Source organism: Spirulina sp. LEGE 11439 (assembly GCF_059821285.1).
This window is the reverse complement of the sequence record NZ_JCAMRX010000013.1, coordinates 75,119-101,415: the sequence shown is the minus strand read 5'-3', so window position 1 is coordinate 101,415 and position 26,297 is coordinate 75,119. Positions and strand designations below refer to the sequence as shown.

At 41.5% G+C, this 26,297-nt stretch carries 23 protein-coding genes and 1 tRNA gene; 18 read left to right on the top strand and 6 right to left on the bottom strand.

Annotation, left to right across the window (positions count from 1 at the left end):
- Positions 1–7: 7 nt before the first annotated feature.
- Positions 8–1,489, bottom strand: a complete 1,482-nt coding sequence (locus AC6RV6_RS11670; RefSeq protein ID WP_500241010.1) for a 7-cyano-7-deazaguanine synthase — start codon at positions 1,487–1,489, stop codon at positions 8–10.
- Positions 1,486–2,109 carry a hypothetical protein gene (locus AC6RV6_RS11665; RefSeq protein ID WP_500241009.1) on the bottom strand — a complete coding sequence of 208 codons (624 nt, stop codon included), beginning with the start codon at positions 2,107–2,109 and terminating at the stop codon, positions 1,486–1,488. The genes AC6RV6_RS11670 and AC6RV6_RS11665 overlap by 4 nt, the downstream gene beginning before the upstream one ends.
- Before the next feature lie 371 nt (positions 2,110–2,480).
- On the opposite strand from AC6RV6_RS11665, the gene psb34 reads away from it, so the two are divergent.
- From psb34 to AC6RV6_RS11595, 14 genes are all read left to right on the top strand, one after another.
- The gene (gene psb34, locus AC6RV6_RS11660; protein WP_500241008.1) at positions 2,481–2,651 is read left to right on the top strand and encodes a photosystem II assembly protein Psb34; all 171 of its coding nucleotides are present in this window, start codon (positions 2,481–2,483) and stop codon (positions 2,649–2,651) included.
- An 89-nt stretch (positions 2,652–2,740) separates the two neighbouring features.
- Positions 2,741–3,346: a Maf family protein gene (locus AC6RV6_RS11655; protein ID WP_500241007.1), complete on the top strand. Its 606-nt coding sequence runs from the start codon at positions 2,741–2,743 to the stop codon at positions 3,344–3,346.
- Positions 3,347–3,475: 129 nt separating this feature from the next.
- Positions 3,476–3,895, top strand: coding sequence for a hypothetical protein (locus tag AC6RV6_RS11650; protein ID WP_500241006.1), 420 nt, complete (start codon positions 3,476–3,478; stop codon positions 3,893–3,895).
- Between the two features lie 86 nt (positions 3,896–3,981).
- Positions 3,982–6,105 (top strand): hypothetical protein, encoded by a 2,124-nt coding sequence (locus AC6RV6_RS11645; protein WP_500241005.1) that lies wholly within the window; start codon positions 3,982–3,984, stop codon positions 6,103–6,105.
- Between the two features lie 31 nt (positions 6,106–6,136).
- The gene (locus AC6RV6_RS11640) at positions 6,137–7,036 is read left to right on the top strand and encodes a DUF8581 family protein (RefSeq protein WP_500241004.1); all 900 of its coding nucleotides are present in this window, start codon (positions 6,137–6,139) and stop codon (positions 7,034–7,036) included.
- A gap of 31 nt (positions 7,037–7,067) precedes the next feature.
- A complete protein-coding gene (locus AC6RV6_RS11635) occupies positions 7,068–7,823 on the top strand; it encodes a hypothetical protein (RefSeq protein ID WP_500241003.1) in 756 nt (251 codons plus the stop codon).
- A 36-nt stretch (positions 7,824–7,859) separates the two neighbouring features.
- A complete protein-coding gene (locus AC6RV6_RS11630) occupies positions 7,860–8,303 on the top strand; it encodes a hydrogenase maturation protease (protein WP_500241002.1) in 444 nt (147 codons plus the stop codon).
- Between the two features lie 22 nt (positions 8,304–8,325).
- Positions 8,326–9,114 carry a hypothetical protein gene (locus tag AC6RV6_RS11625; RefSeq protein WP_500241001.1) on the top strand — a complete coding sequence of 263 codons (789 nt, stop codon included), beginning with the start codon at positions 8,326–8,328 and terminating at the stop codon, positions 9,112–9,114.
- Positions 9,115–9,180: 66 nt separating this feature from the next.
- The gene (locus AC6RV6_RS11620; protein WP_500241000.1) at positions 9,181–9,471 is read left to right on the top strand and encodes an HU family DNA-binding protein; all 291 of its coding nucleotides are present in this window, start codon (positions 9,181–9,183) and stop codon (positions 9,469–9,471) included.
- 41 nt (positions 9,472–9,512) lie between these two features.
- Entirely contained in the window at positions 9,513–10,262 is a 750-nt protein-coding gene (locus tag AC6RV6_RS11615) for a hypothetical protein (protein WP_500240999.1), read from the top strand.
- A 72-nt stretch (positions 10,263–10,334) separates the two neighbouring features.
- Positions 10,335–10,407: transfer RNA gene (locus AC6RV6_RS11610), tRNA-Arg, on the top strand.
- 68 nt (positions 10,408–10,475) lie between these two features.
- On the top strand, positions 10,476–10,907 hold the full coding sequence (locus AC6RV6_RS11605; RefSeq protein ID WP_500240998.1) for a DUF29 domain-containing protein: 432 nt from the start codon (positions 10,476–10,478) through the stop codon (positions 10,905–10,907).
- 68 nt (positions 10,908–10,975) lie between these two features.
- The gene (locus AC6RV6_RS11600) at positions 10,976–12,346 is read left to right on the top strand and encodes a P-loop NTPase fold protein (protein ID WP_500240997.1); all 1,371 of its coding nucleotides are present in this window, start codon (positions 10,976–10,978) and stop codon (positions 12,344–12,346) included.
- Positions 12,343–17,313, top strand: coding sequence for a WD40 domain-containing protein (locus tag AC6RV6_RS11595; RefSeq protein ID WP_500240996.1), 4,971 nt, complete (start codon positions 12,343–12,345; stop codon positions 17,311–17,313). Before AC6RV6_RS11600 ends, AC6RV6_RS11595 begins: the two co-directional genes overlap by 4 nt.
- Positions 17,314–17,344: 31 nt before the next feature.
- On the opposite strand, the gene AC6RV6_RS11590 is transcribed toward AC6RV6_RS11595, so the two are convergent.
- Positions 17,345–18,049, bottom strand: a complete 705-nt coding sequence (locus tag AC6RV6_RS11590; RefSeq protein WP_500240995.1) for an SH3 domain-containing protein — start codon at positions 18,047–18,049, stop codon at positions 17,345–17,347.
- Between the two features lie 186 nt (positions 18,050–18,235).
- On the opposite strand from AC6RV6_RS11590, the gene AC6RV6_RS11585 reads away from it, so the two are divergent.
- Both AC6RV6_RS11585 and msrP read left to right on the top strand, forming a co-directional pair.
- Positions 18,236–18,694: a DUF29 domain-containing protein gene (locus AC6RV6_RS11585; protein WP_500240994.1), complete on the top strand. Its 459-nt coding sequence runs from the start codon at positions 18,236–18,238 to the stop codon at positions 18,692–18,694.
- A 181-nt stretch (positions 18,695–18,875) separates the two neighbouring features.
- Positions 18,876–19,862: a protein-methionine-sulfoxide reductase catalytic subunit MsrP gene (gene msrP, locus AC6RV6_RS11580; RefSeq protein WP_500240993.1), complete on the top strand. Its 987-nt coding sequence runs from the start codon at positions 18,876–18,878 to the stop codon at positions 19,860–19,862.
- 78 nt (positions 19,863–19,940) lie between these two features.
- Here the strand turns inward: msrP and AC6RV6_RS11575 are convergent, their stop codons facing one another.
- Positions 19,941–20,399, bottom strand: a complete 459-nt coding sequence (locus AC6RV6_RS11575) for a Spy/CpxP family protein refolding chaperone (RefSeq protein ID WP_500240992.1) — start codon at positions 20,397–20,399, stop codon at positions 19,941–19,943.
- Between the two features lie 265 nt (positions 20,400–20,664).
- Between AC6RV6_RS11575 and AC6RV6_RS11570 the strand changes: the two genes are divergently transcribed.
- Positions 20,665–21,270 (top strand): Uma2 family endonuclease, encoded by a 606-nt coding sequence (locus AC6RV6_RS11570; RefSeq protein ID WP_500240991.1) that lies wholly within the window; start codon positions 20,665–20,667, stop codon positions 21,268–21,270.
- Between the two features lie 21 nt (positions 21,271–21,291).
- On the opposite strand, the gene AC6RV6_RS11565 is transcribed toward AC6RV6_RS11570, so the two are convergent.
- On the bottom strand, positions 21,292–23,238 hold the full coding sequence (locus AC6RV6_RS11565) for a glycoside hydrolase family 10-like protein (RefSeq protein ID WP_500240990.1): 1,947 nt from the start codon (positions 23,236–23,238) through the stop codon (positions 21,292–21,294).
- Positions 23,239–23,337: 99 nt separating this feature from the next.
- Positions 23,338–25,638: a RelA/SpoT family protein gene (locus AC6RV6_RS11560; protein ID WP_500240989.1), complete on the bottom strand. Its 2,301-nt coding sequence runs from the start codon at positions 25,636–25,638 to the stop codon at positions 23,338–23,340.
- A 226-nt stretch (positions 25,639–25,864) separates the two neighbouring features.
- Between AC6RV6_RS11560 and patD the strand changes: the two genes are divergently transcribed.
- Positions 25,865–26,251 (top strand): heterocyst frequency control protein PatD, encoded by a 387-nt coding sequence (patD, locus tag AC6RV6_RS11555; protein ID WP_500240988.1) that lies wholly within the window; start codon positions 25,865–25,867, stop codon positions 26,249–26,251.
- Positions 26,252–26,297 lie beyond the last annotated feature (46 nt).

Below are 26,297 nucleotides of genomic sequence, written 5' to 3'. Positions count from 1 at the left end.
AACGTCCTCAACTTTTTAAAGTAGTAGTTGGGTCTTTGTCGAATTCTTGTTTATCAACAGATTGATGTTTATTCAAGAGTCCTATAGAAATCTGAGATTCAACAGCTTCCCATTCTAAAGCATAAGTTTGATAGAGTCGAATTAAGCGCTTTTGCATTTCATAAGGAGAGAGTCCTTCCATTTTAGCAGTGCGATCGACAAGACTATCTAATTCTGGAAACTCTCTTGTCAGATTTTTCCAATTTAATTCAATTGTATCATGTTTGTTTAAGATGCGACGAAAAGTATTAACTTGTAATTTCATATGGCGAAAATATGAACTCGGATTTTTGGGTGGACGTGTTCCTTTAAATAATACATAGTCGTTGGTATCTTCTATATTTGCTGCTGCTAGTGCCTGTCTTCTCAAAATGCAAGAAGAGCAGTATCCACATTGAATGGGTTTTTGACGATGCCGACTATCACATGACATTGTTGATAATGATAGATCTATTTGGTTGTCGTTAGCTAATGTTCTACACATCTCTGTTTTAGTCCAGAAAAGAAACGGATTCTTAATTAGAAAAGTCTCTCCTAAAAGCTCTGATACAACATCACTCACCATCAGTAAGGTTTGTGGATGGACAGAACGCGAATGATCTAAACCAATTGAAGATTTACAATAAGGAAGATTTATAGCTCCAATTCCGTTCTCATAAACAAAAAGAGAGTGTTGTTTCATCAAATATGCACAGGCAGAACCTAATAATGTAAAAACAACACCTCGCGCACGACAGAGTTTATTTTTAGGCTGTTCATTGCTGCGATCGAAACAGATTGGAACTTGTATTAAGTGTACGCGATTGGGAAAAAGAGAATTTACTTTTTTAGCAACTTTTTTTTGACGATTGGACATTTGGGTATTACTACCAGTTCCAAATATAATAAAAGACTTTTCAGGATCTGTTTTCAAACGAGTGTATAGTCCGGCAAGAGCATCAAGACCTCCACTCCATAAGGCAACTTCACTATCTTGAGAAATATTGGGAAAAAGAAGGTTGTTATCTTCAATAGAGCGTGTTGAATCATTCTGCTGTTGAAAGTCAAAAATCCATTGAGTTCCGGTAGACCAAATCAGCAAATTTTGTAATTTTTCTTGAAATAATGGAGCATTAAGTAATTTAGGATTCCGGACTGGTAAACAAACATGAAGACGGCGCTGACATGGTTTCTCTAAATTATGAGGAGAAAGACGATCTGACGCATAAATAGAAACGGCTAGATCGATCAAATCAGCAATGATTGATGGAAAATTTCTTCTAACTCTATATTCTAGATTTTGATCATTAATAGATAAACCTATCCATTGCTCTTTGTTCCGAGAACAATCTCTAAAATGTACGAATCCATTATGATTTGAGATGGGATTAAAGTGTAAAACATAATCCCTAAAATTGTTAGAACAGGAATCATCAGCGATGATATCTGTAAATTTAGAATTTGTAATCATTGTAAATCTTCACCCATAATATCGATTTCTTCTACTATTTGGCGACGCGGTCTTTTGAGGTTTTTAACATTTCCATCTGGAATTAATTTTTTAGCCCACTGTTGAGTTACTTCATTGATTTGTGTACGAATATTTTTCAGATTTTCATTTAAGGTTTCTGAATTCGCACTAGCATAATGCTCAGAAATTGAATTAATAGGTGCTTCAAAACTGGATTGATAAACTTCCTTAATGTACTGTTGAACTACTGCTTCTGGAAGATTATTAGCCTCTATTTTTTCTTCATATCTAATTGCATGAAGGATCATTTTTCCTGCATTAAGAACTATGTGCTTATCGCGAGAAGTTGCTCCAAACTCTCTTTGATTTACAATTTTTTCTAATGCCTGTTCAATGATGGCAAAGTTCTCTTCTCCTTTTTCAATTGCGTTGGCCATATATTCGCCCATACGTTTTGCTAAATCAATGAGTTCATTACCTTTATGCTTTATATCCTTCAGTAATACACCCATAACATTCCTAGCCAGTTGATCTAGGTCAAATTTACCCTCACAAAGCTCCTTATAAGGTTTCCGATATATACTTCGCGGTTGTCCGTGAATAATGTCTCCATCAGCCATTGCTTCATCCCCATTTCAAGTTGGTTATGATTGTTAAGCCAAATCATGACTTTTAACAATGTCATCTTATTTTACACAAAATTTTGGGGAAATGTCAGGTTTTGTAGCATGAAAATCCGAATCTACTACAAATATCGCTAAGAGCCTTTTTCTGCAAGAGTTTTAGAAAACTCTCTTTTCCAAAAAGAATCTCATCATCCCCCGATAGCAATTCCTCCTCATAACTTCTGCTTATGCAATCGCCACAACGGTTAAAATGTCTTATCTTTTCTTTGTAACAAAATGTAACAATCCATGACATAATATTTCGAATAGGGGAAGATAATTCCCGAAAATATGCCCAATTAAAATCGAAACAGGAACTTTAAAAAATGCCTTATACCAAAGAAGAAGGAGGACGGCTCAATAACTTTGCGGCCGAACCCAAAATGTATCTCGCCGAACCGCCGACAGCCAATGACAAGCGCAATTATCTCATCACGGGAACGGCGGCTTTGGTTTTGGTTAGCGGTATTGTCGCGATCGCGGTCTCTGTCTCTTAGACTGTTTAAAAACAAAAGTTTATTTAAAAATAAACCAGAGGAGCGATCGCGCGATCGCTCTTTTTCAATGAGCAATTTATCGATGAACAATGAGCAATTACTCACCCCAAAACCCCCTTTTTGTTCTGGCTTCGGCTTCTCCCGCCAGAAAACAATTGTTACAACAAGCGGGAATTAAAGCGATCGCCTGCAAGAGTAATTTTGACGAGTCTAGCGTCCACAACGACGATCCTGAAGCGTTAACGAATATTCTTGCTCTCAGTAAAGCCCAAATTGTCGCCCCACAATACCCCGAAGCACTCATTCTCGGCTGCGACTCCGTGCTCGCCGTCGCCGGAGAAATTCACGGTAAACCCGACTCTGCTGCCGAAGCGATCGCCCGTTGGCAATTGATGCGAGGGAATATGGGCGTACTGTATACCGGACACGCATTACTCGATACGAGAACGGGCAAACAAATTGTCAAGTGTGGCATCACAAAAGTTTACTTTGCCGAAATTAGCGATCGCATTATCGAAGCTTACGTTGCGACAGGAGAACCCATGCACTGTGCCGGTTGCTTTGCCATTGACGGCCAAGGTGGGCTATTTGTGGAAAAACTCGAAGGCTGTCACAGTAATGTCATTGGTTTAAGTCTTCCTTTGCTTCATCAAATGTTAAACGAACTCGGTTACGGTATTGTGAATTTTTGGTAAGCAACAAACCGCAAAAAGTCTCATGATTTCCCCGCTTTCTCCCTCAAATTTGCCTTCATTCCTCGTTTGTTCGCTCTCCCTTCTCTCCATGCTAAACTCAAGTCAATCAACAATAAGGGAAGTTTGAGTATGGCCGCCAGCGACGAATTTAAAAAACAACTCAAAGCCGGAAATATATTTGATGCGTTGACCTTGGCATTGGGGGAAGCGATCGAGTTGGAAATTACCACTTGGGTTTCCTCAGACGAGGATAGTAATCTCATGGCTGATGCAGAAAAACCGGCTCCCGGTCACCGCATGAAAACTCGGATTAATCTTGTCGATGGAGACATTGATAACGAAATCGGAGCGGAGTTTATCGGTGACGGACCCTATACGGAACTGAGAGAATTTCACCTCCAACAAGTCAAAGAAGGACGACACATCATTCAACAAAACTTAGAAAATTTGCAACAGATGTTTGTGATTTTGGCAAGTACCCTCTCGCGTTTGCCAAAAACCTCTCGTCCGCCTATTTTATCTCCAACTGACGAGAATAAAATCCGATAAACCGCCAAAATCGATCGCGCATCAAGGGGCATCGCGATAAAACGCCAACACGCGAACGCTAGAAGCCAAAGCAGGGAAAGCAGGTCATGCCGTCAAGCCAAGAATTTAGAGAAGCCCTTCAAGCCGGGAAAATTCAAGAAGCCTTTACGCTGGCTCTCACAGAAGCTGTAGAGTTGAAAATTACCACTTGGGTCTCGTCATCCGAATCTGATTCAGATCGCGAGGCTATCCCCCGAGAGATAGTTTCCCAAACGACGACTCGAGGGGCTGTGAAGGAAGCTAAGCCGGGACATCGCCTTCGCACGAATATCAACCTCATGCAAGGAGATATCGAACACGAAATCGGCGATCGCTTTCTCAATAACAACGCTTATCACGAATTGTTGCAATTTCACTTTACCCAAGTGGATAAAGGGCAGCAAATTATCGAGCAAAATATTCACAGCCTGCAAAAAATTTTTTCCCTCGTTACTTCCCTCAAAAATCCTCCATCAGAGTCCCCTCCAGATTCTTCCGCTTTAGCGATCGCGTTAGAACAAGCCGAAGCCGAACCTCGTGCCGAGATAGAATCGATAACTGTGGAAGAAGAAGAGCGTTTATTTGAGGAAGAATTAGACGCAGAGGCGATCGCCAAGGAAACTGAAACACTAAATGGCAATGTATTAGATAGCCTTTTTTCCGCCGAAGAACAACTTCAACAGGCGCGATCGGATAGTGCCAAAATTCAAGATTTACCAGCAGCAGAAACTCCCCAAGACCTTTTGCCAACAGACTTGCCCTCTCTTACTGTAGAAACCGAGAGCGCGATCGAGCCTTCTATTTCTGAAACAGAATTGGAGTCCTTAAGCGAGAATCGCGAATTCACTGAAGATTGGATTGAAGAAGAACCCTCTACGTCTTCTCTGAGTGAAGAGCCATCCCCAGAAGACTTATCTCTAGAAACGCCACAGTTAGCTGACGAAGAAGAAGATTCTCCGCGATCGCCAGAAGAAATCTTAGACGCAGAAACGGCAGACAATCAAACTGAAGCCTTTATTGATACCCTTTTTAGTAGTGATGATTGGATTGAAGAAGAATTGCCCGAAGCAGAAAGCCAACTCCCATCCCTCGAAGAAACAAATCTTCCCAGCCCTTCAGAACAATCAGAACAATTAGAAATTGAAGGTTGGGATAGCTCTTCCAATCTTCGCTTCAGCGAATCAATTGCCTCAGAAACCGAAAGCACAGAAGCAACAAATCCCGAAGAAACCATTACTCCTTCCGAAACAGCCACACCCGATCTGTTTGAGTTTGAGGATATTGCTGCTTTATCCGAGTCAGAAGCAGAATTAAATTTAGACGATTGGGAATTTTCTTCAGAGGGAACAGAAAGTGAGAGTTCTACTGAGGCAGAAATTGTATCCAATTTAGAACCATTAGCAATCGAGGAATTAGCCCCAGAAACAGACAATGAAGCAAGGGACTTAGATGCACTAGCATCGGAATTGGCAAATCGTCAACCGGAACCAGAACAAGCACCCGCAGAATTTATAGAAATCGATAATCCTTGGGATGCACCCGAACCCGATCGCTCGAGTTTAGAAGCACTTTCCCTCGAGGAGGAAGAAAATGAGGAGAATGAAGAGGAAGAGGATGAAGACTGGGGAGATTTTGTCAAATTTGTCGAACAAGACCTATCAGCAACCGAAACACCTTCTTTAAGCGAGTCTCAACCTCCACCACCCAAACCTCAACCCTCACTCTCTGAACTCAGTGAGGATAGCGAAATACCTTTGACCGAGAACCTTTCAGAACATTCTCCTGACGATGCGATCGCTCGAGAAGAAGAGTGGGATATGTCATCGGAAATTGACCCCTTTGCCACTTCGCATTCAGATACGGAGAGTTACACCTCAATTGTTGAAGAAGATTGGGAAGAATTTGCCATTGAAGAACTCGAACCGTTTCCCAAATCTGAGGCCGAGTCTTGGCGCGAACCTCTCATTGAGGAAACTGTCGCCACAGCCAGCATTGACGAAATTTTAGATGACCCACCAGAATTAATTAATGAAGAAATTTCCGAGTTTTCTGACAGCGAACTCGATCGCGCTTGGGATGAAGAATTATTCGGCGATGAATTTAATTTTGATATTTCTTTATCCGATGAAGCTGATATATCTTCAGATTTACTGGAGGTAGAAGTCAAACAGGAAACTCAGTCTAATCCTTAAAAAATCATTCATTCAATTATTTAGGAAAATTATGTTTGATAAACCACAACGCTCTTCTAATCCCAGAACGCGCCAAAATCCCCCTCGAGAGCGCCCAAACGTTCCTCGAGAAACGAACTCCCCCAGTGCAATGAAAAAAATTGAAACCGCGACTGTCAATCCTAAAGAAAAAACAGGAGAAATTTTTCAGAATTTTGCCCGTTCGATCGGCGAAGTTCTGATCGATATTACGGCCTTAGAAGTCAATACCATGATCGTCGATCGCATTACGGGAGATAAATTCGTTCCGTGGCAAACCTATCGCAGCCTTTATGACATTAATGATGCCGAACTTCGTCGCCGCAATATTCCCAAAAGCGAACGCGATCGCTATCTATCGTTACGCAAGAAATTAGCCTTCGAGTATGCGTTAATTGCCTCAGAACCCACTTCTGCGTTATACGACGAACGAATGTTGGAAATGTTAAGCGAGTCCCCTGAAAACATTCTTCTCCCCAATCCTCATCCACCCGAATACAACCAATTAGGAAAATCCGAAGTTCTGCGAGTGCAAAAACTGCTTGCGAATGGTCGTTTTCTCAGAATTTTACGCAAGACAGGGGAACTAAAAGCTTGTTTGGATAACCAAAAACGTCAAGTCGAACGCCTAAAAGCAGAAAATCCCGATCGCAATTTTAAAGACTTACACGCCGGGATGAATACAGATATGATTTATGCTCAAACGATCGTGCAATTAGATGGAGATATGATTAATCGCTATGCTAAAGAAATTTTAGATCATCCTCAGAGAGAATTAATTTTACAACTCCATCAACAAAGCGTTGATTCTGGAGAAAAACAATGGCGAGGACTCTTTCAATTCTTCTTGGGTTTGGTACAACAAGCCATCAATCAACGCGAAGGCGGATTTTTTGATTTTCTCCGCCGGTGAACAGTAAACAGTGAACAGTGAACAATGAACAGTGAATAGCGAACAATCAATAACTCATAACCAGCAAACCATAACCCATAACCAACAACCTATAACCCATAATAAAAATCCCCTTCATTTAGAACGTTATATTCGTTTTTTGAAGGAACGCAGATCCGATCGCAGAGTTGTTTATCATGGCATTCGCTTTCATCTCAATGCGGAGGTTTTAGCTCAAATTCAGCAGGCGCGATCGCAAGGTCGCTCTCTTTTTGTTAAACCTAAATTTCTGGCGGACTTGCGCTATTATCTTTTGTTTGATGAATATAGCGGTTTAAATTGCGGTATTAATATCTCAACGTATTATCTAGAAAATAATCTTGAAGAAACAGTTCTGCGAAGTCTGATTTCTCTGGATGGAGATATTTTATATCAAATCGATCGTCGCTATTTGGAACAGCCTGAACTCGCGATCGCTTTAGCATCCGCACACTATTGGTTAATTGAACAATTATTAGAAAAATTACAATTAGAAGGGAAATTATGGCTGAGTATTTTATCTTGGGGATTATCTTTGCTCTCTCTCCCTTATCTTTGGGAGCTTTTTCAACCCGATGGTGTGGATATAAAACTAATATTGATGAGCTTATCTTATGTTGTGATTCAAAGAGCCTCTCAATATTTATTAAGAGTTGCATTTAGTTCTTTTTGGCGATTTTTGCTCAAACAGTTGCTGACAGGAGAATTATCTCAAAATTATCGATTAAAACAAGTTGTCTTAGGAATTATAAGACAATTGAGACTTTGATATAATATTAAACAATACTGATAATTGTTCATTGAAATGACTTATTTGATTATCGGCTATGGCAATCCCTTACGAAGTGATGATGGTGCAGGGCAAAAAGTCGCAGAACTTGTAGCAAACTGGCATAGAGAAAATGTGCGATCGCGTCCCGTTCATCAACTCACACCAGAACTCGCCGATGATATTTCCCGATCTAGTATTACGGTTTTTATCGATGCAACTCCTGTAACCTCGGAAACTTCTTCTCAAGTGCAAATTCAATCATTAGAACCCAGAGCGATCGCTTCTTCATTAGGACATAATAACACCCCGCAATATCTCCTCTCTTTAACGCAAGAACTCTATCAAGCTACTCCTAAAGCCTATTGGATTCTTGTTCCAGCCATTAACTTCGAGTTTGGCGAAAAGTTTTCTGAAATTACAGAACAAGGCATCAAAATTGCACTGAACAAGATCGAAGAAATTATCACGAATAACTAACCCTCAGTAACCAATAATCAAAATGAACTTTACTGCGATCGCGCAAAAAATTCTCAATCAAACTTATCTTGCGATCGCCGGCGAAAATCATCGTATTGTTGAAATAGAATTTTATTACCACAATTCAAAACACCCGGATCCTTTTGCTCATTGCCATTCCTTACAATTGAGCGAAAATTGTTGGTATTTTCATCGTCAAGGCAATAGTTATCGCGGTGGAACATTTAAAGGAGTCGATCTAACTTTCGGCGACGATAAAACCTACGGAGGGATTTTGCTACGCTCTCTTGAAAAACCTGATGGAAGTATTGTTAATGGCTCTTGTAATTGCGTTAATTATATTTTGCAACAGACCGGCTATCCTTCTGTTGCAGAATTAGATAACGCGATCGCACCCTACAGCGCAGAGAATTCCTCTCTTCCTCTCTTTCTTCAACCCACAGAGCGTGTAGCGCTTCCTTTGTGGATAACAGCACGAGTCGGTCTGTCCCTCAAACGCGCGCGATCGCATCCCAATATGCCAGTTTATCTCTTGCAACCCTATCGCTATCTCACCGCTCCGAGAAAAATTTCTAAAGGAAAAATTTACCTTGTCCTTGCTTTGCACCTCCAAGGTCGAACGATTGTTGAAATCCACCGACTGACGGGATGCCCTCAAGCAACCCTACAGCGATACTTTCAAGCCTTTAAGCAGGGCTGGAAACAAGCCAGTATGACTCCCTATTACGGCAAACCCTTGACCCCTCTAGATATCTGCCAACTGCATGCGATCGCCGATAAAAGCCAAAATTTATCTCAAATCTCCAACTGATAACACTTTCGTCCTATACAATGAGCTACTAGTCTAGATTGAAAAACCATTAGCGATCGAGCAACCATGAACAAAGAACAATTAGTCAGCGCCATATCTGGAAAAGCGACAACGACTAAAAAAGAGGCGGATAAAGTCCTGACGGCGACCATTGAAACCATTATGGATACCGTCGCTGATGGAGAAAAGGTGACTCTGGTTGGATTTGGGACTTTTGAAGGTAGGGATAGAAAAGAGCGCACCGGACGCAATCCTCAAACCGGTGCTGAAATTATTATTCCTGCAACCACCGTTCCTGCATTCAGCCCCGGAAAACTTTTTAAAGAGAAAGTTGCTGGCAAAATAAAATCGGAATAATCCCCTTTATCATTCCGTAAGGCCGGAAACGAGCGATCGCCTTGACCCGTCAACGCACAATCTATTGTCTGGAAACGCGATCGCTATCTCTATATTTTGCCCTTAATATTCATAAATTTAGCAACTGCTGCGGAACATCATCAGAGGAGCGTGTAGATACCTCCAACAATCCATCAGGTGTCAGCAACAACGACAGGAGGAAGATCGTGAACGATCGCAATACGGACGAGCTAGGTCGCGACGAAAACATCGCACAAATGCAGGGTGAATTATTAGAGGCGATTTTAGCCGAGGAGTCCATTTTTCCTTGGAATCCCGCCGATCCTGCAACGGACAATTATTTGAGTGCTATCGAAGGGACTTTTAATTTAGTAGATTGGTCGGAGTCGGAAGACATTTTACCGCGATCGCAAGACTTCTTTTCCAGACTCGATCGCTGTTGGGAAAAGTTCCCGATCCCCACGGTTGGTGTATCTTCTTTACAAGAAAAATTTGGCGATCGCGTCCCGACAGATTGGTTAGAGACGATTTCCACAAGGGTACAAGAGTTAACTGATGCAGGTTTATCTCCCATCGATCGCCTCGTTGAATGCGTCAAGCCTTTATTATCCGAGTGGGCCGTTGAAGATTTGCAAGTGTTTGCACGTCCCCTTGCTTATGCCATGCGCGGGACAAAATTTGAGGAATCAGAGGTGAAACCGTGGGAAGAACTTTCCGAGGTCGAGCGAGCGCGGTATACGTTAAAAATCGCTCATTATGCGTTAGATCGTACCGATCGCGATCGCGCCTGACCCCAATTCAATCTATTTCGAGGCGCAAATAACCCATGCGCCTCTATTTTATGCTATCTTGGAACGATACGAGGGCGCGTAGCTCAGTGGATAGAGCACCAGATTCCGGTTCTGGGTGTCGGGAGTTCGACTCTCTCCGCGCTCGTTTTTAATGAATTTACCGATTGAAAAAACTTAAAAGTTTTGGGTGCATGAGATACAGATATAACAACGATGAATCTGATAGACTACAACACTGATTTTTATGGTTGGACTCAGCAACAAGCTCAACTCTTAAGAAACCAACAAGTGAGTCAAATAGACTGGGATCGTATTGCTGAAGAAATTGAAGATATGGGGCGATCGGAAAAAAGACAATTGGCAAGTCGATTGGAAGTTTTGATTATGCACTTATTAAAATGGCAATTTCAACCGAATTTACGCTCTCGCAGTTGGCAATTAACGATAAAAGAGCAGCGCCTTCGTCTCGAAAAGCTCTTAGAAGAAAATCCCAGTCTCAAATCCAGTCTTGAGGATGTGCAAGCAAAAATTTATCCTCTCGCAGTGATTGGTGCAGAAAAAGAAACGGGTTTATCGTCCTTTCCTGCAATTTGTCCTTATGAGATGAGACAAATATTATCTCCTGAATTCTTACCAGAGAATTAAATCCTTGCGATCGCCCTCGATCTTTCCTTTGCTAGGATGGGTTGAGAATATTCAGCGATCGCTAAATCATGACCGTAGACTTGCGCCTATTTTATCGGGCCACGAATCCCAGTCGAACTCTAGAAATTGCTAAGCCAGAAGACCGAAAATATTATATTGACTTTTCTGCCGTGCGTGGAGTGGATCTGATTAAGCGGTTGACTCGTCGGATTTCGTTCTTTTCGCCAGATGAGCCAACTTGTACGCTTTTTACCGGACATATCGGCTGTGGGAAATCCACGGAACTTTTACACCTCAAATTAGAGTTGGAAAAAGAAGGGTTTCATGTGGTTTATTTCGAGTCGAGTGAAGACTTGGAAATGACGGATGTGGATATTAGCGATGTTTTGCTGGCGATCGCGCGTCGGTTGAGTCAGAGTTTGGAAGGGATGAGTATTGGGCAACCTCAGACTTTTATGGAGTTGTTGCGGGGAGCCGCGAAGATTTTATTATCAGAGGTGGAAATTTCTAAGTTTGATGTGGGTTTGCCTGCGATCGCGGGATTGCCAGAAATTAAATTGGCGACCAACAAAAAAGGAGAGTTTTCTCTGGCGTTGGGAATTGCCACTATTACCGGACGGGCAAAAAGTGATGCGCGTTTGCGAGAAAAACTGAATCAATATTTGGGACCGTTAAAAATTCAATTGCTGGAGGCGATTAATCGGGAATTGATCGAACCCGCGATCGCGAAACTGAAGCAGCAAAATAAAGCTGGTTTGGTCGTCATTGCAGACAATCTCGATCGCCTCGATCCTCGTCAGAAATCTTGGAAGCGAGGTCAACACGAATATCTCTTTGTGGATCAGGGGGAATACTTGACGCGGCTGGCTTGTCATATGGTTTATACCATGCCCTTAGCGCTGAAGTTTTCCAACGATTACGGAATGTTAACTCAACGTTTTGACGATCCCCAAGTGTTGCCCATGATCCCCGTGCGACATCAGGACGATCGCGAACATGAGGAAGGAATGGCACGTTTGCGACAAATGGTTTTAGCGCGTGCTTTACCCGATCGCGATGCGGGCGATCGCTGGCAGGAAATTGGGACAATTTTTGAGACTCCCGATAGTTTAGATCGGCTGTGTCGAACCAGTGGTGGTCACGTTCGCGATCTGCTGCGGTTGCTCAATCGCTGGATTGAGGAAAGTGAGGGGTTGCCATTAACAAGAGAGGCTCTAACGGATGTAATTCGAGAGCGTCAAAATAATGTCAAACAGGCGGTTTCTGATGCAGAATGGGATTTATTGCGGCGGGTGCGGCAAACTAAGAAAGTCAGCGATTCTGCGGGCTATCAAGCGCTCATTCGCAGTCGGTTTGTGTTTGAATATTGCGATGCGGAGGGATTATCTTGGTTTGACGTGAATCCTTTATTGGTGGATGCGGAGGAGTTGGAATTGTGAGTCAATCTGCTTTCGAGAAATTTGCTCGGGCGATCGCGCTTTCTCAAGGGGAATTTAAACTCTTTTTTGCCAAGTGTAATTCTTTGCAGTGGCAAGAGAAAGCGATCGTAGAAATTCAAGCTGCTTATCCTCTCGAGATCGCGATATTAACCCTCGATCCGCCAGAAACAAAGCTTTATCAACGCATTCAAGAGGAATTTGCGGGGGAATATCCCGAAGCCTTGATGGTGTTGGGTTTGGAGATGGCGAACAATTTGGATGAGTTATTGGTACAGGCAAACCGCGATCGCGATGCGTATATTAAAAATCTCCCGTTTCCTCTCATATTGTGGGTTAGCGATACACTTCTGAGTCGATTATCTCGCGTGGCTTCGGATTTTGAAAGCGTGGGGACGGTGCGAGATTTTCCCGTCCCTCCTGAGATTTGGCTCGAGACGATCGCGAAAGAAGCAGAAGAAACATTTGTGAGCTTACTCGATGAAGGGGCAACGCGGTTATTAAGCGGGACGAAGGTGGAATGCGATCGCATTTTACAGCAAGAACTTACTTCAGCAAAACAAGAGTTAAAGGAGATCGCCCCGGAAATTCAGGCAGATTTAGCGTTTCTGTTGGGACGAGAAAGCGGCTATCTCAGTGGGGAAACGCGGCGCTATTACGAGGAGAGTTTGGCGTTACGGGAGGGACTGGAGGCCAGCGATCGCAAGGGGATTATTTACCATTGTTTGGGGGATTGGTGGCGAGTGCAAACCGTTCTTCATCACCGGGAAACCGAGACGGCATGGATACAGGCAGAGGCGAATTTTGCCCAAGCGATCGCTCAGTTTCGTCAGATCGGGCGGGACGATTTTACCGGCAAGTTTATCAATGCGTGGGGAGATGCCCTCGAACATTTGCAACAATGGGACACTTTGGCAACAGTAGCAGAGGATGCCTATCGCCTCCATCAAAAATATCCCAATCCTTTTAAACTGGCGCGATCTTGCGGCTTTTTGGCTGAGGTGGCACTGGCGCGATCGCAGTGGAAAGAAGCCGAGTATCGGGCGCGGGAAGCCTTGAGGATTACCTCGGATTTGCAGGAAGTGGAGAGCGATCGCGAGTACATTCATCAAGCGGGTTACAAGTTTGCTTTAGCGCGATCGCAATGGGGTCAAGGTCGCGTTAAACAAGGGTTAGAGATGTTGGAAGTAGCTTTGGCGGAAACTCAACCGCGTTACGAGTTAGAGCTATATCTGAAAATTCTGCACGCTCTACAAAAAGGATATTTTCAGCAAGGGGAATATGTGAAGGCTTATCGCCATAAGCGCCATCGTCGGGATATCGAGGCGCAATTTGGCTTGCGGGCGTTTGTGGGAGCCAGTCGCGTACAACCTCAGCAAGAGCAACATTTATTAGCAGTATTGACACGAGGGGAAAAATCGTCAATTGCGGCGGAAATTGAAGCATCGGGACGGATGTTCGATTTAGAGAAATTGGTGCAACGAATGGGGCGCAATGATTGTAAGGTTACGGTGATTCACGGTCTCTCTGGGGTAGGGAAAAGTTCGCTGGTGAGTGGGGGATTGATTCCAGCTTTGCGAGAGGTGAAAGCGGGTTTGGAAAGCGATCGTATTTTGCCCATCTATATGCGTACTTATCAAAATTGGGAATCCGTTATCAGTTATCAGTTATCAGTTATCCGTGAAGAAAAAGAGGATCAATCACCGGGAAGAGATATGCCTTTGGTTAGTGCATCCTCGTTAGATCGGGAAGAGTCGGAAAAACAACGCACTGAAATTTTAAGTTTTTTTCACCAATGCGAAGAAAATAAAGTACGCCCGGTTTTGATTTTCGATCAGTTTGAAGAATTTTTCTTTGTTTATCCCAAAAAGCGACAACGAGATGATTTTTTCGCCTTTCTAGGGAAATGTTTAGCAATTTTGCCTCTGAAAGTCATCTTTTCTCTGCGTTTGGATGCGATTTATAAACTCTTAGATCGTCCCGGTTTAGACTGTATCAAAGGAGAAATTTTAAGCAGTAACGTTCGCTATCCTCTGGGGAATTTTTCGCGAGACCAAGCACGGGAGATTATTGAGCATTTGACCGCGCGATCGCAGTTCCCTTTAGAATCTCAATTATTAGATCGCTTGGTTGCTGATTTAGCCGCAGAACATCTTTCAGTTCGCCCCATTGAGTTACAAATTGTCGGGGAACAGATGCAGCGAGAAACTATTCAAACCTTAGCAGCTTATGAGGCAGCTGGCGGAAAAGAGGCACTAATTGAAGGCTATGTAACGGAAGTTGTGGAAAGTTGTGGAAAACCGAATGAACAACTTGCGGATTTGGTTTTCTACTATCTCACTAATGAAAAAGGTCATCGACTTTGGAAAACTGTGGAGGAGTTAGAGTCAGATTTAAAGGGATTGATGCGACGCGATCGGGCGCAGTTAATGTTAGTGCTGGAAATCATGGTGACATCAGGTTTAGTGGTAGAAGTGGAGGACAAACCGGAAAACCGCTATCAGTTAATTCATGATTATTTGGTCGATTTGATTCGCGATCGCTACAACCGTGAATCTCGTCGAGAAATAGCAGAATTGCGAAAGAAGCATCGCGAAGCGGAAAAACGGCAAATTATTTTGCAAAAATGGTTTATCTGGGCATCAGTCTCATCTACAATAGAAGATTTACAAATAAAGCAAATCGAAGTAGAGAAACAGCAAGTTGTTTTGCAAAGATGGTTAACTTGGGGGGCAATTGCATCTGCAGTGATTTTTGCAGTATTGGGAAGTATAAGTGTTTATTTTGGGATTGAAGCTCAAAAAAATGAACGCCTAGCCAAGATTCAACAGTTAGTAACTCAATCAGAAGTACTGCTCGACCAATCCTACGATACAGGAATTTTATTAGCAGCAGAAGCATATAGATTGATGGAAAAGGCAAAACTTGAAATAGTAGAAGTGAATGTAGCCTTGCGAAACAGCCTAAAATTATTGCCTCAACACATCACTGATATTAACCATGAAGATTTTGTTTATGCTGTTGAATTTAGTCCAGATGGAGAATATATTGCTACTGCCAGCAAAGATAGCATTGCCAAGATCACCCACATCCAGAGTGATAAAGAAATTATTCGTATTGAACATGAAAGTACTATTTATGCTGTTGAATTTAGTCCAGATGGAAAATATATTGCTACTGCCAGCAAAGACAATACTACCAAAATCATTCATATTCAGAGCAAAAAAGAAATTGCTCGGATTAAGCATGAAAATCCAATACTAGATGTATCATTCAGTCCAGATGGAGAATATATTGCCACTGCCAGTGATGACGAAACTGCTAAAATTACCCATATTCAGAGTAGAAAAGAAATTGCTCGAATTAAACATGAAAATACTGTCCGTGCTGTATCATTCAGTTCAGATGGAGAATATATTGCTACCGCCAGCGATGACAAAACAGCTAAAATTACCCATATTCAGAGCAAAAAAGAAATTGCTCGGATTAAGCATGAAAATCCAATACTAGATGTATTATTTAGTCCAGATAGAGAATATATTGCTACTGCCAGTGAGGACAAAACTGCTAAAATTATTCACATACAGAGTAAAAAAGAAATTGCTCGCATTAGCCATGAAGATTTCGTTTATAGTATATCATTTAGTTCAGATGGAGAATATATTGCCACTGCTAGTAAGGACAAAACTGCTAAAATTATTCACATCCAGAGTGGAAAAGAAATCATCCGCATTAACCACGAAGCCACAATTAATGATGTATCATTTAGTCCAGATGGAGAATATATTGCTACCGCTAGTGAGGACAAAACCGCTAAAATTAGTCGTTCCAAGAATGAAGATATTGCTAATAAAGAGCTAGTTATAGCGGTGCTATTCAGTCCAGATGGAAAATATATTGCCACTGCAAGCTATGACAAAACTGCCAAAATCATTCATATCCAGAGTGGAAAAGAAATTGCTCGTATTAACCATGAAGATTTCGTTTATAGTATATCATTCAGTCCAGATGGAGAATATATTGCCACTGCCAGTGAGGACAAAACTGCTAAAATTACTCACATACAGAGTGGAAAAGAAATCATCCGCATTAACCATAAAAATCCAATACTAGATGTATCATTCAGTCCAGATGGAGAATATATTGCCACTGCAAGCTATGACAAAACTGCTAAAATCACTCACATACAGAGTGGAAAAGAAATCATCCGCATTAGCCATAAAAATCCAATACTAGATGTATCATTCAGTCCAGACGGAGAATATATTGCCACTGCTAGTAAAGACAAAACTGCTAGAATCACCCATATACAGAGTGGAAAAGAAATTTTACACATTAACCATGAAGATTTTGTGCATACTGTTGCCTTTAGTCCGGATGGAGAATATATTGCTACTGCTAGTAAGGATACAACCGCCAAAATTATTCACATACAGAGTAAAAAAGAAATTTTTCGCATTAACCATGAAAACTTAGTTAATAATATATCATTCAGTCCAGATGGAGAATATATTGCTACTGCCAGCAATGATAGAACCTCTAAAGTCATCCACATTCAGAATAAAAAAGAAATTTTTCGCATTAACCATGAAAACTTAGTTAATAATATATCATTCAGTCCAGATGGAGAATATATTGCTACTGCCAGCAATGATAAAACCTCTAAAGTCATCCACATTCAGAGTAAAAAAGAAATTGCCCGTATTGCTCATAAGAGCCATATCTATGCTATATCATTTAGTCCGGATGGTAACTATATTGCTACTGTCAGTGATACGGTTAGGGTTACTCATATAAAATCTGCATTATTATGGAAAACACTTTGCTCCCGAATTAATCGCAATTTGACTGCTAGAGAATGGAGGCGTTATCTTAGTGAAGATATATCAACTTATCGTCAGACCTGTCCCAATCATCCTATTCATCCTAGTATAATCAATGGCTCAAATGAGATAATACCAAATCTTTAAAATTACTTCAATGGAGATATGGAAAAACTAGTTAAAATAGATTGGTGTAGCGACAACCAACATGCTGGTTAATCACCCAACCAGACTTACCTCGCTCGGTAACAATACGAATCCACAAAACATTATCTACTGTAGCATTTGTTTCATAATCGGCCTCAACAACTTCATTTACATTTAAACTTCCCCTCTTTTTAGAATTCAAACTGGGAGATTTATAAAGAGATGTTGCTACAATAATTTGACATAGTTCAGAGGAGGGAGGAGGTGATCCGATCTCAAATTCTTGTACGCGTTCAGTCGAACGAGGACGTGGCAAATTTGCTTGTGAAAATGGAGTGGAAGGAACAAAAGAACAAAATTTGAGTTCGCTCGTTTCAACATAGCCTATAAATTGACGTAATGGATCGTAAATTGCAATTAATCTTTGTCCTCTGATCTCATTTTCCAAAAGCCGAACAATATCATTTTCATTTAAGAAAAATCCTGTTAAAGCTCTAATACTATTTGCACTGTAAATCTGTGTTTCGCGCCGAATTTTGCGACATTCTCCCCGTCGTCCTAAAGACCGAAATTGTACAGGTTGACGTAAAGATTCAGAAGGGATAGTCCCGAATTGAGCATTGGTTTGTGAAAAATCGCCTTGATTTTCAGGAGGAATGGTTGCGATCGCGTTTCCCCTCCCAAGATTGACAAATATCAACGCCAAAAATGCAAACGTTCTACTCCAGTGCCTCATCTTTTTGTTAGATGCGATAAAATACTTAAGAATTCTGCTCGCATATTACCAGCTAAAGCAAAAAATGAGTCAATAAATTAGTATTACTTTAGATGATACAAAACTCTATTTTAGCGATCGCGCGATCGCAATCATCGATAAAAATTTGATTTAAACATTTATTTTGACAAACAGCAGGCAATGAATATGACCTTAACCAAACTAAAAACCCTCTATGATTCAGATTTTTCTCTTTGGATCGAAGAGACAGTTAACCAGTTAAAATCTGGAGATTTTGCCCGAGTCGATCTAGAAAATTTAATTGAAGAGGTGGAAACATTGGGGAAAAGTCAACGTCGGGCAATGCGTAGTTTTTTACTGCGTTTATGCGAGCATTTATTGAAACGCTGTTATGTTGAGATCCCTGAATGTTATCGCGGTTGGGAAATTGAAATTAGAAACTTTCGAGAACGTCTAGAATTAGAGCTAGAAGATTCTCCCAGTTTAAATAATTTTCTTGTTGAGATTCTACCAAAAACTTATCAGAAAGCTCTTAAAAATGTACGAGAAGATTACCCAAATATCGATTTTCCCGATTTTTGTCCTTTTCCTCATGATATAGATGAATTGTTCAATCGCAAATTTTGGAAAAAGGAGAATTCTTGAAATGCGATCGCGATCTAAACAACAAAGATAAGATTACTTCCTCTAAGCCCTTTACCTGAGAATAAGTTGGATAAGAAATAAGAATAACCTTAAAAAGGTCTTAATAAATCCCGCAAATCATTAATTAGAAGCAAAGAATAAAAAGTGTTAGAATTTCTGTTGTGAATCTCCCCAAAATTTCATGACCTTCTTTAAAAACCCTCCTTCTTGGCAATTACCCGAAACGGCAGCCACCTCAGAAACCCTGTATCGCGATCGCCGCCGTTTCCTAAAAAGTATCATCGGTGCGGGAATCGGTGCGACTGCGACGACTTTGTTAGGCTGCCAAAAATCCCAAGCCCAAATCAGCGACCTCGAGTCCACATTTAATTTACCGGAAATTAAACCCTTACCCACAAATCCCGCTTTTGCTCGAGCCGATCGCCCTCTGACCAATCAAAGTCTAGCCAGCAGTTACAATAATTTTTATGAATTTGGTGGCGATAAATCAATATGGCGTGCTGCTCAAAATTTGCCGACGGAAAATTGGCAAGTAGAAGTAACTGGACTGGTTAAAAATCCCCGGACTTACGATCTCGATAGCCTACAAAAAGAGTTTTCTATTGAAGAACGCATCTATCGCTTTCGTTGCGTGGAAGCGTGGTCGATGGCATTACCTTGGGTTGGTTTTCCCATGAAGGATTTAATCGCAGCCGTTGAACCGACTTCTCAAGCTAAATTCGTGCGCTTTTCCTCATTTTATGACCCCAAAATTACTACGGGTCCCGGTTTTCATTTAGGTTCATTACCCTGGCCGTATCAAGAAGGACTGAGTTTGGAGGAAATGGCCAACGAACTCGCCTTTTTTGCGATCGGTATTTACGGTCGCGAACTCCCCAAGCAACATGGTGCGCCAATTCGTATGGTTTTGCCGTGGAAATATGGATTCAAAGGAGGAAAATCAATCGTTAAAATTGAGTTTACCGACAGTCAACCCGCCACTTACTGGAATACTCTCATTCCTCATGAATACGGTTTTATTGCTAATGTAGACCCGAACAAACCCCATCCCCGTTGGTCTCAAGCCAGAGAAAAATTTATCGGCGATACTCCTAATTTTGATTGGGAAATTCGCGAAACTTTGCCCTATAACGGGTATGGGGAATATGTTGCTAATTTATACAGCTAATCGGTACTAGGTAAGAGAAAAATTGGCTCCGATTCTTTTACCTTTCTCTCTAAAAATTGCAAGTTACTGCTCTTTATTCTAGCGATTGCGTCGAGAGCGATCGCTACCGCGTTGCTGCATAAAATTGTGAAATTGCTGGCGCTGTTCGAGAGTAAGAATTTCACGAATTTCTATGATACTTTCAAAGTTCAAATTATTGATTTCTTCTCGAAATTGACTGATTTCGCTTTGTTTGTCGCGGAGTTCTTCTGCGGAAACATTACTCGCAAAAAGATCGTTTAATTCTTGGCGCAATGTTTGTAGCATTTGGCGTTTTTGCTGAATTTGAGGGCGATAATTTTGGCGAATGGCTTGAATTTGTTCTTGCTGATCTTCAGTTAAGTTGAGTGCTTCGCTAAGAGCGTCTTCTTGCTGACCTCTTCCGGGTCGATTTTGAGCCAGTTGTATCTCGTTGTGAGGAATCTTTCCGCTTTCCAGATAAAGAGGGCTTGCTAAGGCTGTACTGCTACCTAAAACAAGCAATAATACGCTTAGCATCGAGAATTTTTGCACGAACATGAGGAATCACCTTTTTCTAATCAATTGGGTCATTATCGCCAAAAGCGATCGCGCAGGTCAAAACCTACTCACTCCCATGACGAAACAACTAAACTTTGAGTTTCTTCTCTGCCGCGATCGCCCCAAAATCAGAAAACCTCACCCGTTCTCTTAACAAATTTTCGTCATATTGTCAAGGCGATCGTGCTATAATTAAAATTAAATTGCTTCTATTTCATAACCGCCGATTCAACTTTGCGAACTTATGATTGCTTTACCTCAACCTACTCCTTATCTGACTCCAGACGAATATTTAAAATTGGAGGAAGATAGTGCAATCAAACATGAATATATTGATGGAGAAGTTTTCGCTATGGCAGGAGCATCCGATCCTCATGTTACCATCGCGCTCAATCTTGCGAGTCAACTTCTCAGCCATCTTCGCGGTCGAGGATGTCGCGTTTATATTTCTGATATGAAAGCGAGGATCGAATCAAGAAATTGTTTTTATTATCCTGATGTGATGGTTACTTGCGATTTACGCGATCGCGAAACTCCCAATCACAAAAAATTCCCTTGTTTAATTATTGAAGTTTTATCCCCATCTACCGAAGCATTTGACCGAGGTAATAAATTTGCCGATTATCAAACCTTAGAAAGTTTGCAAGAATATGTTTTAATTAACACCAGTCGTCAGCGAGTTGAATGTTTTCGTCGAGGTAATGACGGACTCTGGATATTGCAGTCTTATATTGGTGGCGAAAACAGTAATTTTCAATTGCAAAGTATTGATTTTACAGGAACAATGGCTTCTCTTTATGAAGAAGCCTTTCCCGAAGCAGTTTCAGAACAAAACTTAGAACAAAATTAGTTGAAAATGTATACTTTCATCTCAAGATAAAATTTTGAAATTATCTAGAGTTGGAGAGTTTGCTTTGCGATCGAATAACCTTTGAAAATTTGTTTGTCTGCGCGATCGCGGTTCATCGGTATAATTCCACAAACTCTCATAAAAGAAGAAAGAGACTCCCGCAAGATCGTTTTTTCGCACCGCATTGACTTGTTTTTGAATGCGATCGAAAGGAACAAAACGCTGCCTCAACCCTGTTAAAATACCAATACCGACAGGAATATGAGTTTTTGCTTGTTGAATAGAAGGATGGGATAAATCTTGACGAAAGCGATTGACATCATCGCGATAAAGTTGGACGATTAGCTCTTCAATTAAACCCATTCTTTCCCACGTTTGCCAATCGAGTAAATAAGATTCTAAAGAAAATTCTTGAGGATTGGGGGATAAGGAAACAATAACATTATTTTTGGCAGCTTTAATGGCAAAAAAGAGACTTTTCATATAGTCTGTGATTTTATCAGCACGCCAGCGAATCCATTCTACATCTTTGTGGTCATTGGCGGGAAAATAGCCCTGATGTTCTTGTCGATATAAACTTACTGTATAGTCATCGTAACCAAAATCAGAAGGATAGCCAAAATGATCGTCGAGTTGGATGCCGTCAATATCATAATTACTAACAATTTCTACAATTAAATTCGTAATAAATTTTTGTACTTCTGGGTGCAACGGATTTAACCAAACTCTTTCACGGACTCCCCCTTCTAACCAAATATTATCGCTGTTGATGCGTTGAGTTAACCAGTCGGGATGCTGTTTGGCAATTTCTGAATCTGCGGGTAACATGAACCCAAATTCAAACCAAGGGATAACTTTCATATGTTTAGCATGAGCGATCGCGATCGCTTCTTCTAGCATATCTCTGCCTTGCAAACCGGTTTCGGGATCGCGATCGCGGCCAATTTCTTGTTGCATGACTTGACTGGGATATAAAGTATAACCTCCATTCCAAACTGTAGGATAAAGGGTATTAAAATTTAATTCGTGCAAGCGAGAAATTGCCGTATCTAAATTTTGACGAGAAAACAACACATCGCTATCGATATTGGTTAACCAAACTCCTCGTAACTCAGTTTCAGAAGTGTGATTAGGATGTTTCAGAAATGAAATAGGCAGAAAAGAGCGATCGCGACTCAAGGTTGTTGGTTTATCGGTGTTTTTTTTTCTGTCATCACTCTGTTGCTGAGAAGGCAAACTTTTCCTATTGCTGTCTTCTTCTAGGAACTCTTCAGGAGGGGGAATAAACTTGCTTTCCTCAATGACATATTGTGGAGGAACTAAACCCGAAGCATCCATCGTTTGACATAAAAAAGCGGCAATTTCTCCTCGCGTGGCTAGGGAATTGGGTCTAAATTCTCGAATTTGGGGGAAGTTGACCACTAACTCATTTTCTACAGCCGCAGCAACGATGTCTTTGGCATACCCCGGAATCGCTTCAAGATCGTTAAAGTATCCAGCTAAGATAAAATCGGCAGGTAGAGTCGGTTGGTAAAGATTTAAACCCGAAGCGATCGCGACAACAACTTGAGACCGAGGAATATATTGTAGGGGGGCAAAAATGCGATCGGGATATCCAGAAAGAAAATTGGTTTCAAAAGATTGTTGAATGGAACTTGTTGCCCAATATCCTGCCGGAATATCGTTAAATTCTCCTTCTAAATATCTTCTCACCTCGGGAATATCGGGAAATGCCTTGACCAAAGTAGCGGCAAATTGTCCACGAGTGACGGGTAAATTAGGTCGAAAAGTATTATCGGGAAATGTCTCCATTATTTCTTGTCGTGCCATTTGCCGCACGCATTGTTGCGCCCAGTATCCCTGAATATCAGTAGGAAAATTAGAGAGGGTTTGAGACGAAACGATCGCGGGACGCAAAGCGATCGCCAGAAAACTCAAACAAATCAAGACAACAAATCTTTTCCACATTGGTTATTGGTTGTTAGTTAGTTGGTTGTTGGTTCATAACTGATGACTGTTCACTGTTCACTGATAACTGTTCACCGTTCACTGTTCACTGATAACTGTTCACTGTTCCCCAATGCGACGTACATTTAAAACATCGCTCATCTGGCGAATTCTGTTTAAGCTGCGATCGAGTTGTCCGCGATCGCGAATCTCGATCCCCAAAGTAATTAAAGCTGGCTTTCCGGGGTTAGTATTGACCTCAGCTTGACAGACATTAATCTCGTCATCGCTTAGTCGTCCGAGAATATCTCGCATGACCCCGACACGATCGATCGCTTCTACTTGAATATTAACGCGATAAGTTTGGACGCATCCATTTTCAGAAACAGGATTCCAACTGACAGGAATGAGGCGATCTCCGCTCATTTTGTCCACATTAGTACAGCCTTGACGATGAATGGAAATGCCTTTGAGACGAGTGACAACGCCAATAATGGATTCTCCCGGAACGGGATTGCAACAACCTGCGGTATGGTGCATTAATCCTTCCACTCCAGCAATAGGAGAAGTCTTGCAAGATTTCTCTCGCGGGACACTGCGAATTGCATTTCCATCAATCGCTTCTTCAACATCAGAAGGCACATCGACTTCAATCGGTTGGGTCGCTTTAACCGCATCACGCAGACGATTGACAATGAGATTGAGGGTAGTTTCGCCATATCCCAAAGCGGCAAGGAGGTCTTCTACGGTTTGATAATTGCATCGTTCTGCTACGATTTGCATGGGTGCAGATTTTAATAATGCCTCAAAACCATTTTTCCCTAACTCTTTTTCTAATAATTCTCGACCTCGAGCGATATTTTCATCTCGGCGCGATCGCTTATACCATTGGCGAATGCGATTGCGGGCGCTGGGAGTCACGGCAAAGTTCAACCAATCTAGCGTTGGATGACTGTTTTTACTGGTAATAATTTCGACAATATCGCCATTCTGTAAAGGGGTATTTAAAACCGACCAACGCCCGTTAATTCTTGCCCCTTTCATGTGATTGCCCACTTCAGTATGAATGCGATAAGCAAAGTCAACAGAAGTAGCCCCTCTCGCTAAAGACATTACATCCCCTTGTGGCGTAAAGACATAAACATCATCTTCAAATAAATTCGATTTGAGATTATCGACATATTCTTGTGCATCTTTGAGATCTTTTTGCCATTCCAATAATTGCCGCAACCATGTAAATTTTTCATCATCAGTAGACAGTTGTTCCGAATTGCCGCTTTCTTTATATTTCCAATGGGCGGCTATCCCGTATTCGGCAATATGGTGCATTTCTAGGGTACGAATTTGGATTTCTAAAGGGCGACCTGTCGAACCAAAAACGGTAGTATGTAAAGATTGATAGCGATTGGGCTTGGGTAAGCCAATATAGTCTTTAAATCGTCCCGGAATGGGTTTAAAGAGATCGTGAACGACGGCTAAAGAACGATAACATCCATCTTTGCTATCGGCAATAATGCGAATGGCTGCAATATCATAAATCTCTTCAAAGGCTTTTTGCTGCTTCTCCATCTTACGATAAATTCCGTAGAGATGTTTGGGTCTTCCCGTGACTTCAAAAACAGAAATTCCTAATTTGTGGATTCTGTTTCGCACGAGTTCGATGGTTTGTTCGATGCGGTTTTCGCGATCGCTGCGCCGTTCGGCTACCAATTTTTGAATATCTCGGTATTCTGTTGGTTCGAGATATTTAAAGCATAAATCTTCCAATTCCCATTTAAAGCGACCGATCCCTAAGCGATTGGCAAGAGGGGCAAAAATATCTCGGGTTTCTTGAGCAATTCTCTTCTGTTTTTCGGGTTTGAGATATTCTAGGGTTCGCATATTGTGCAGGCGATCGGCCAATTTTACGACAATGACGCGAATATCTTCCGCCATGGCCAAGAACATTCTCCGGAAATTTTCTGCCTGTCGTTCGGTTTTACTGGAAAAATTAAAACTGGATAATTTAGTGACTCCTTCTACTAATTGTCGTACTTGCGATCCGAAGCGTTCTTCGATTTCCTCGGGGGTCACGTCGGTATCTTCCACGACATCGTGTAAAAATCCCGCCGCGATCGTGACGCTATCCCCTCCAAGATCGAAGAGTAATCCAGCAACGGCGACGGGGTGGGCAATATAGGGTTCTCCCGATTTGCGATATTGACCTTCATGCAAGGTGTAGGCAAAATTAAAAGCGCGACAAATCAAGGAAATATCCCGATCGCGATCGGCATCTTGGGGGCGATCGTAGGCAATCAGGCATTCCTGTAACCAATCAGGGATGGGAATTTCTCTCGGCTTGAGGGTGCTAGAGGGAGAAATATCGTTCCCTAACGCGGTAGAATTAGCGGGAGAAGGATGAGTAACAGTAGGTAAATTCATAGGATTTGAAGATGAGAAGGAGGATGAGAAAAAGGTAAAGGAATGAAAATATACCGATCGTTGATCGCGCCAATTTTGCTAGCACGAATCTAAAAAGAAAATAAAAATTGAAAAATGTTATCGGTAAAGTATAGGCTGAAAAAGCGATCGCGAATCCGTTAATCGTAAAGAATACCCTGAAAAAGCAATTTTTATTCGAGAGAAGTTTATATTATCTCAATGACGTATGGAAACTCAATCTCATTACGGAATTTTTCTGAGACACTTAGAAGCATTCAAAGCATTTCTAGAATCTTCTCCCGAAGATAGCAAGGCGATCGCAGAAAAGTTTGTTTTCTTAGAACAAATGTATCGAGAAAAGATTCTGACTCTAACAGAAGATGACGGCGATCGCGAAAGTCCAGACAATATTTTAGGGAATAGCTCTCTCTGGCAATCTCTTCATACCGAGACGCATAGAACGATCCGTTTGTTGCAAACTGATATTATTTTTTTACAAGCATCTCGCCAAGCAGGAACAAGACAACAACGTCAAGAGGCCTGCTTGACAAAAATAGAGCGTTTAATTGGATACTGCCAACAAATCTTGACGGAAAAATGCAGACAAGAGTGAGAAATTGAGGAATGGGGAAGCATCTTGGTAGAATTCTCTAGAGTCA

What these genes read in the sequence shown, in the direction of transcription:
- AC6RV6_RS11670 (WP_500241010.1), bottom strand. Translation starts at nt 1,489, where the DNA reads ATGATTACAAATTCTAAATTTACAGATATCATCGCTGATGATTCCTGT.
- AC6RV6_RS11665 (WP_500241009.1), bottom strand. Translation starts at nt 2,109, where the DNA reads ATGGCTGATGGAGACATTATTCACGGACAACCGCGAAGTATATATCGG.
- psb34 (WP_500241008.1), top strand. Translation starts at nt 2,481, where the DNA reads ATGCCTTATACCAAAGAAGAAGGAGGACGGCTCAATAACTTTGCGGCC.
- AC6RV6_RS11655 (WP_500241007.1), top strand. Translation starts at nt 2,741, where the DNA reads ATGAGCAATTACTCACCCCAAAACCCCCTTTTTGTTCTGGCTTCGGCT.
- AC6RV6_RS11650 (WP_500241006.1), top strand. Translation starts at nt 3,476, where the DNA reads ATGGCCGCCAGCGACGAATTTAAAAAACAACTCAAAGCCGGAAATATA.
- AC6RV6_RS11645 (WP_500241005.1), top strand. Translation starts at nt 3,982, where the DNA reads ATGCCGTCAAGCCAAGAATTTAGAGAAGCCCTTCAAGCCGGGAAAATT.
- AC6RV6_RS11640 (WP_500241004.1), top strand. Translation starts at nt 6,137, where the DNA reads ATGTTTGATAAACCACAACGCTCTTCTAATCCCAGAACGCGCCAAAAT.
- AC6RV6_RS11630 (WP_500241002.1), top strand. Translation starts at nt 7,860, where the DNA reads ATGACTTATTTGATTATCGGCTATGGCAATCCCTTACGAAGTGATGAT.
- AC6RV6_RS11625 (WP_500241001.1), top strand. Translation starts at nt 8,326, where the DNA reads ATGAACTTTACTGCGATCGCGCAAAAAATTCTCAATCAAACTTATCTT.
- AC6RV6_RS11620 (WP_500241000.1), top strand. Translation starts at nt 9,181, where the DNA reads ATGAACAAAGAACAATTAGTCAGCGCCATATCTGGAAAAGCGACAACG.
- AC6RV6_RS11605 (WP_500240998.1), top strand. Translation starts at nt 10,476, where the DNA reads ATGAATCTGATAGACTACAACACTGATTTTTATGGTTGGACTCAGCAA.
- AC6RV6_RS11600 (WP_500240997.1), top strand. Translation starts at nt 10,976, where the DNA reads ATGACCGTAGACTTGCGCCTATTTTATCGGGCCACGAATCCCAGTCGA.
- AC6RV6_RS11590 (WP_500240995.1), bottom strand. Translation starts at nt 18,049, where the DNA reads ATGAGGCACTGGAGTAGAACGTTTGCATTTTTGGCGTTGATATTTGTC.
- AC6RV6_RS11585 (WP_500240994.1), top strand. Translation starts at nt 18,236, where the DNA reads ATGACCTTAACCAAACTAAAAACCCTCTATGATTCAGATTTTTCTCTT.
- msrP (WP_500240993.1), top strand. Translation starts at nt 18,876, where the DNA reads ATGACCTTCTTTAAAAACCCTCCTTCTTGGCAATTACCCGAAACGGCA.
- AC6RV6_RS11575 (WP_500240992.1), bottom strand. Translation starts at nt 20,399, where the DNA reads ATGCTAAGCGTATTATTGCTTGTTTTAGGTAGCAGTACAGCCTTAGCA.
- AC6RV6_RS11570 (WP_500240991.1), top strand. Translation starts at nt 20,665, where the DNA reads ATGATTGCTTTACCTCAACCTACTCCTTATCTGACTCCAGACGAATAT.
- AC6RV6_RS11565 (WP_500240990.1), bottom strand. Translation starts at nt 23,238, where the DNA reads ATGTGGAAAAGATTTGTTGTCTTGATTTGTTTGAGTTTTCTGGCGATC.
- AC6RV6_RS11560 (WP_500240989.1), bottom strand. Translation starts at nt 25,638, where the DNA reads ATGAATTTACCTACTGTTACTCATCCTTCTCCCGCTAATTCTACCGCG.
- patD (WP_500240988.1), top strand. Translation starts at nt 25,865, where the DNA reads ATGGAAACTCAATCTCATTACGGAATTTTTCTGAGACACTTAGAAGCA.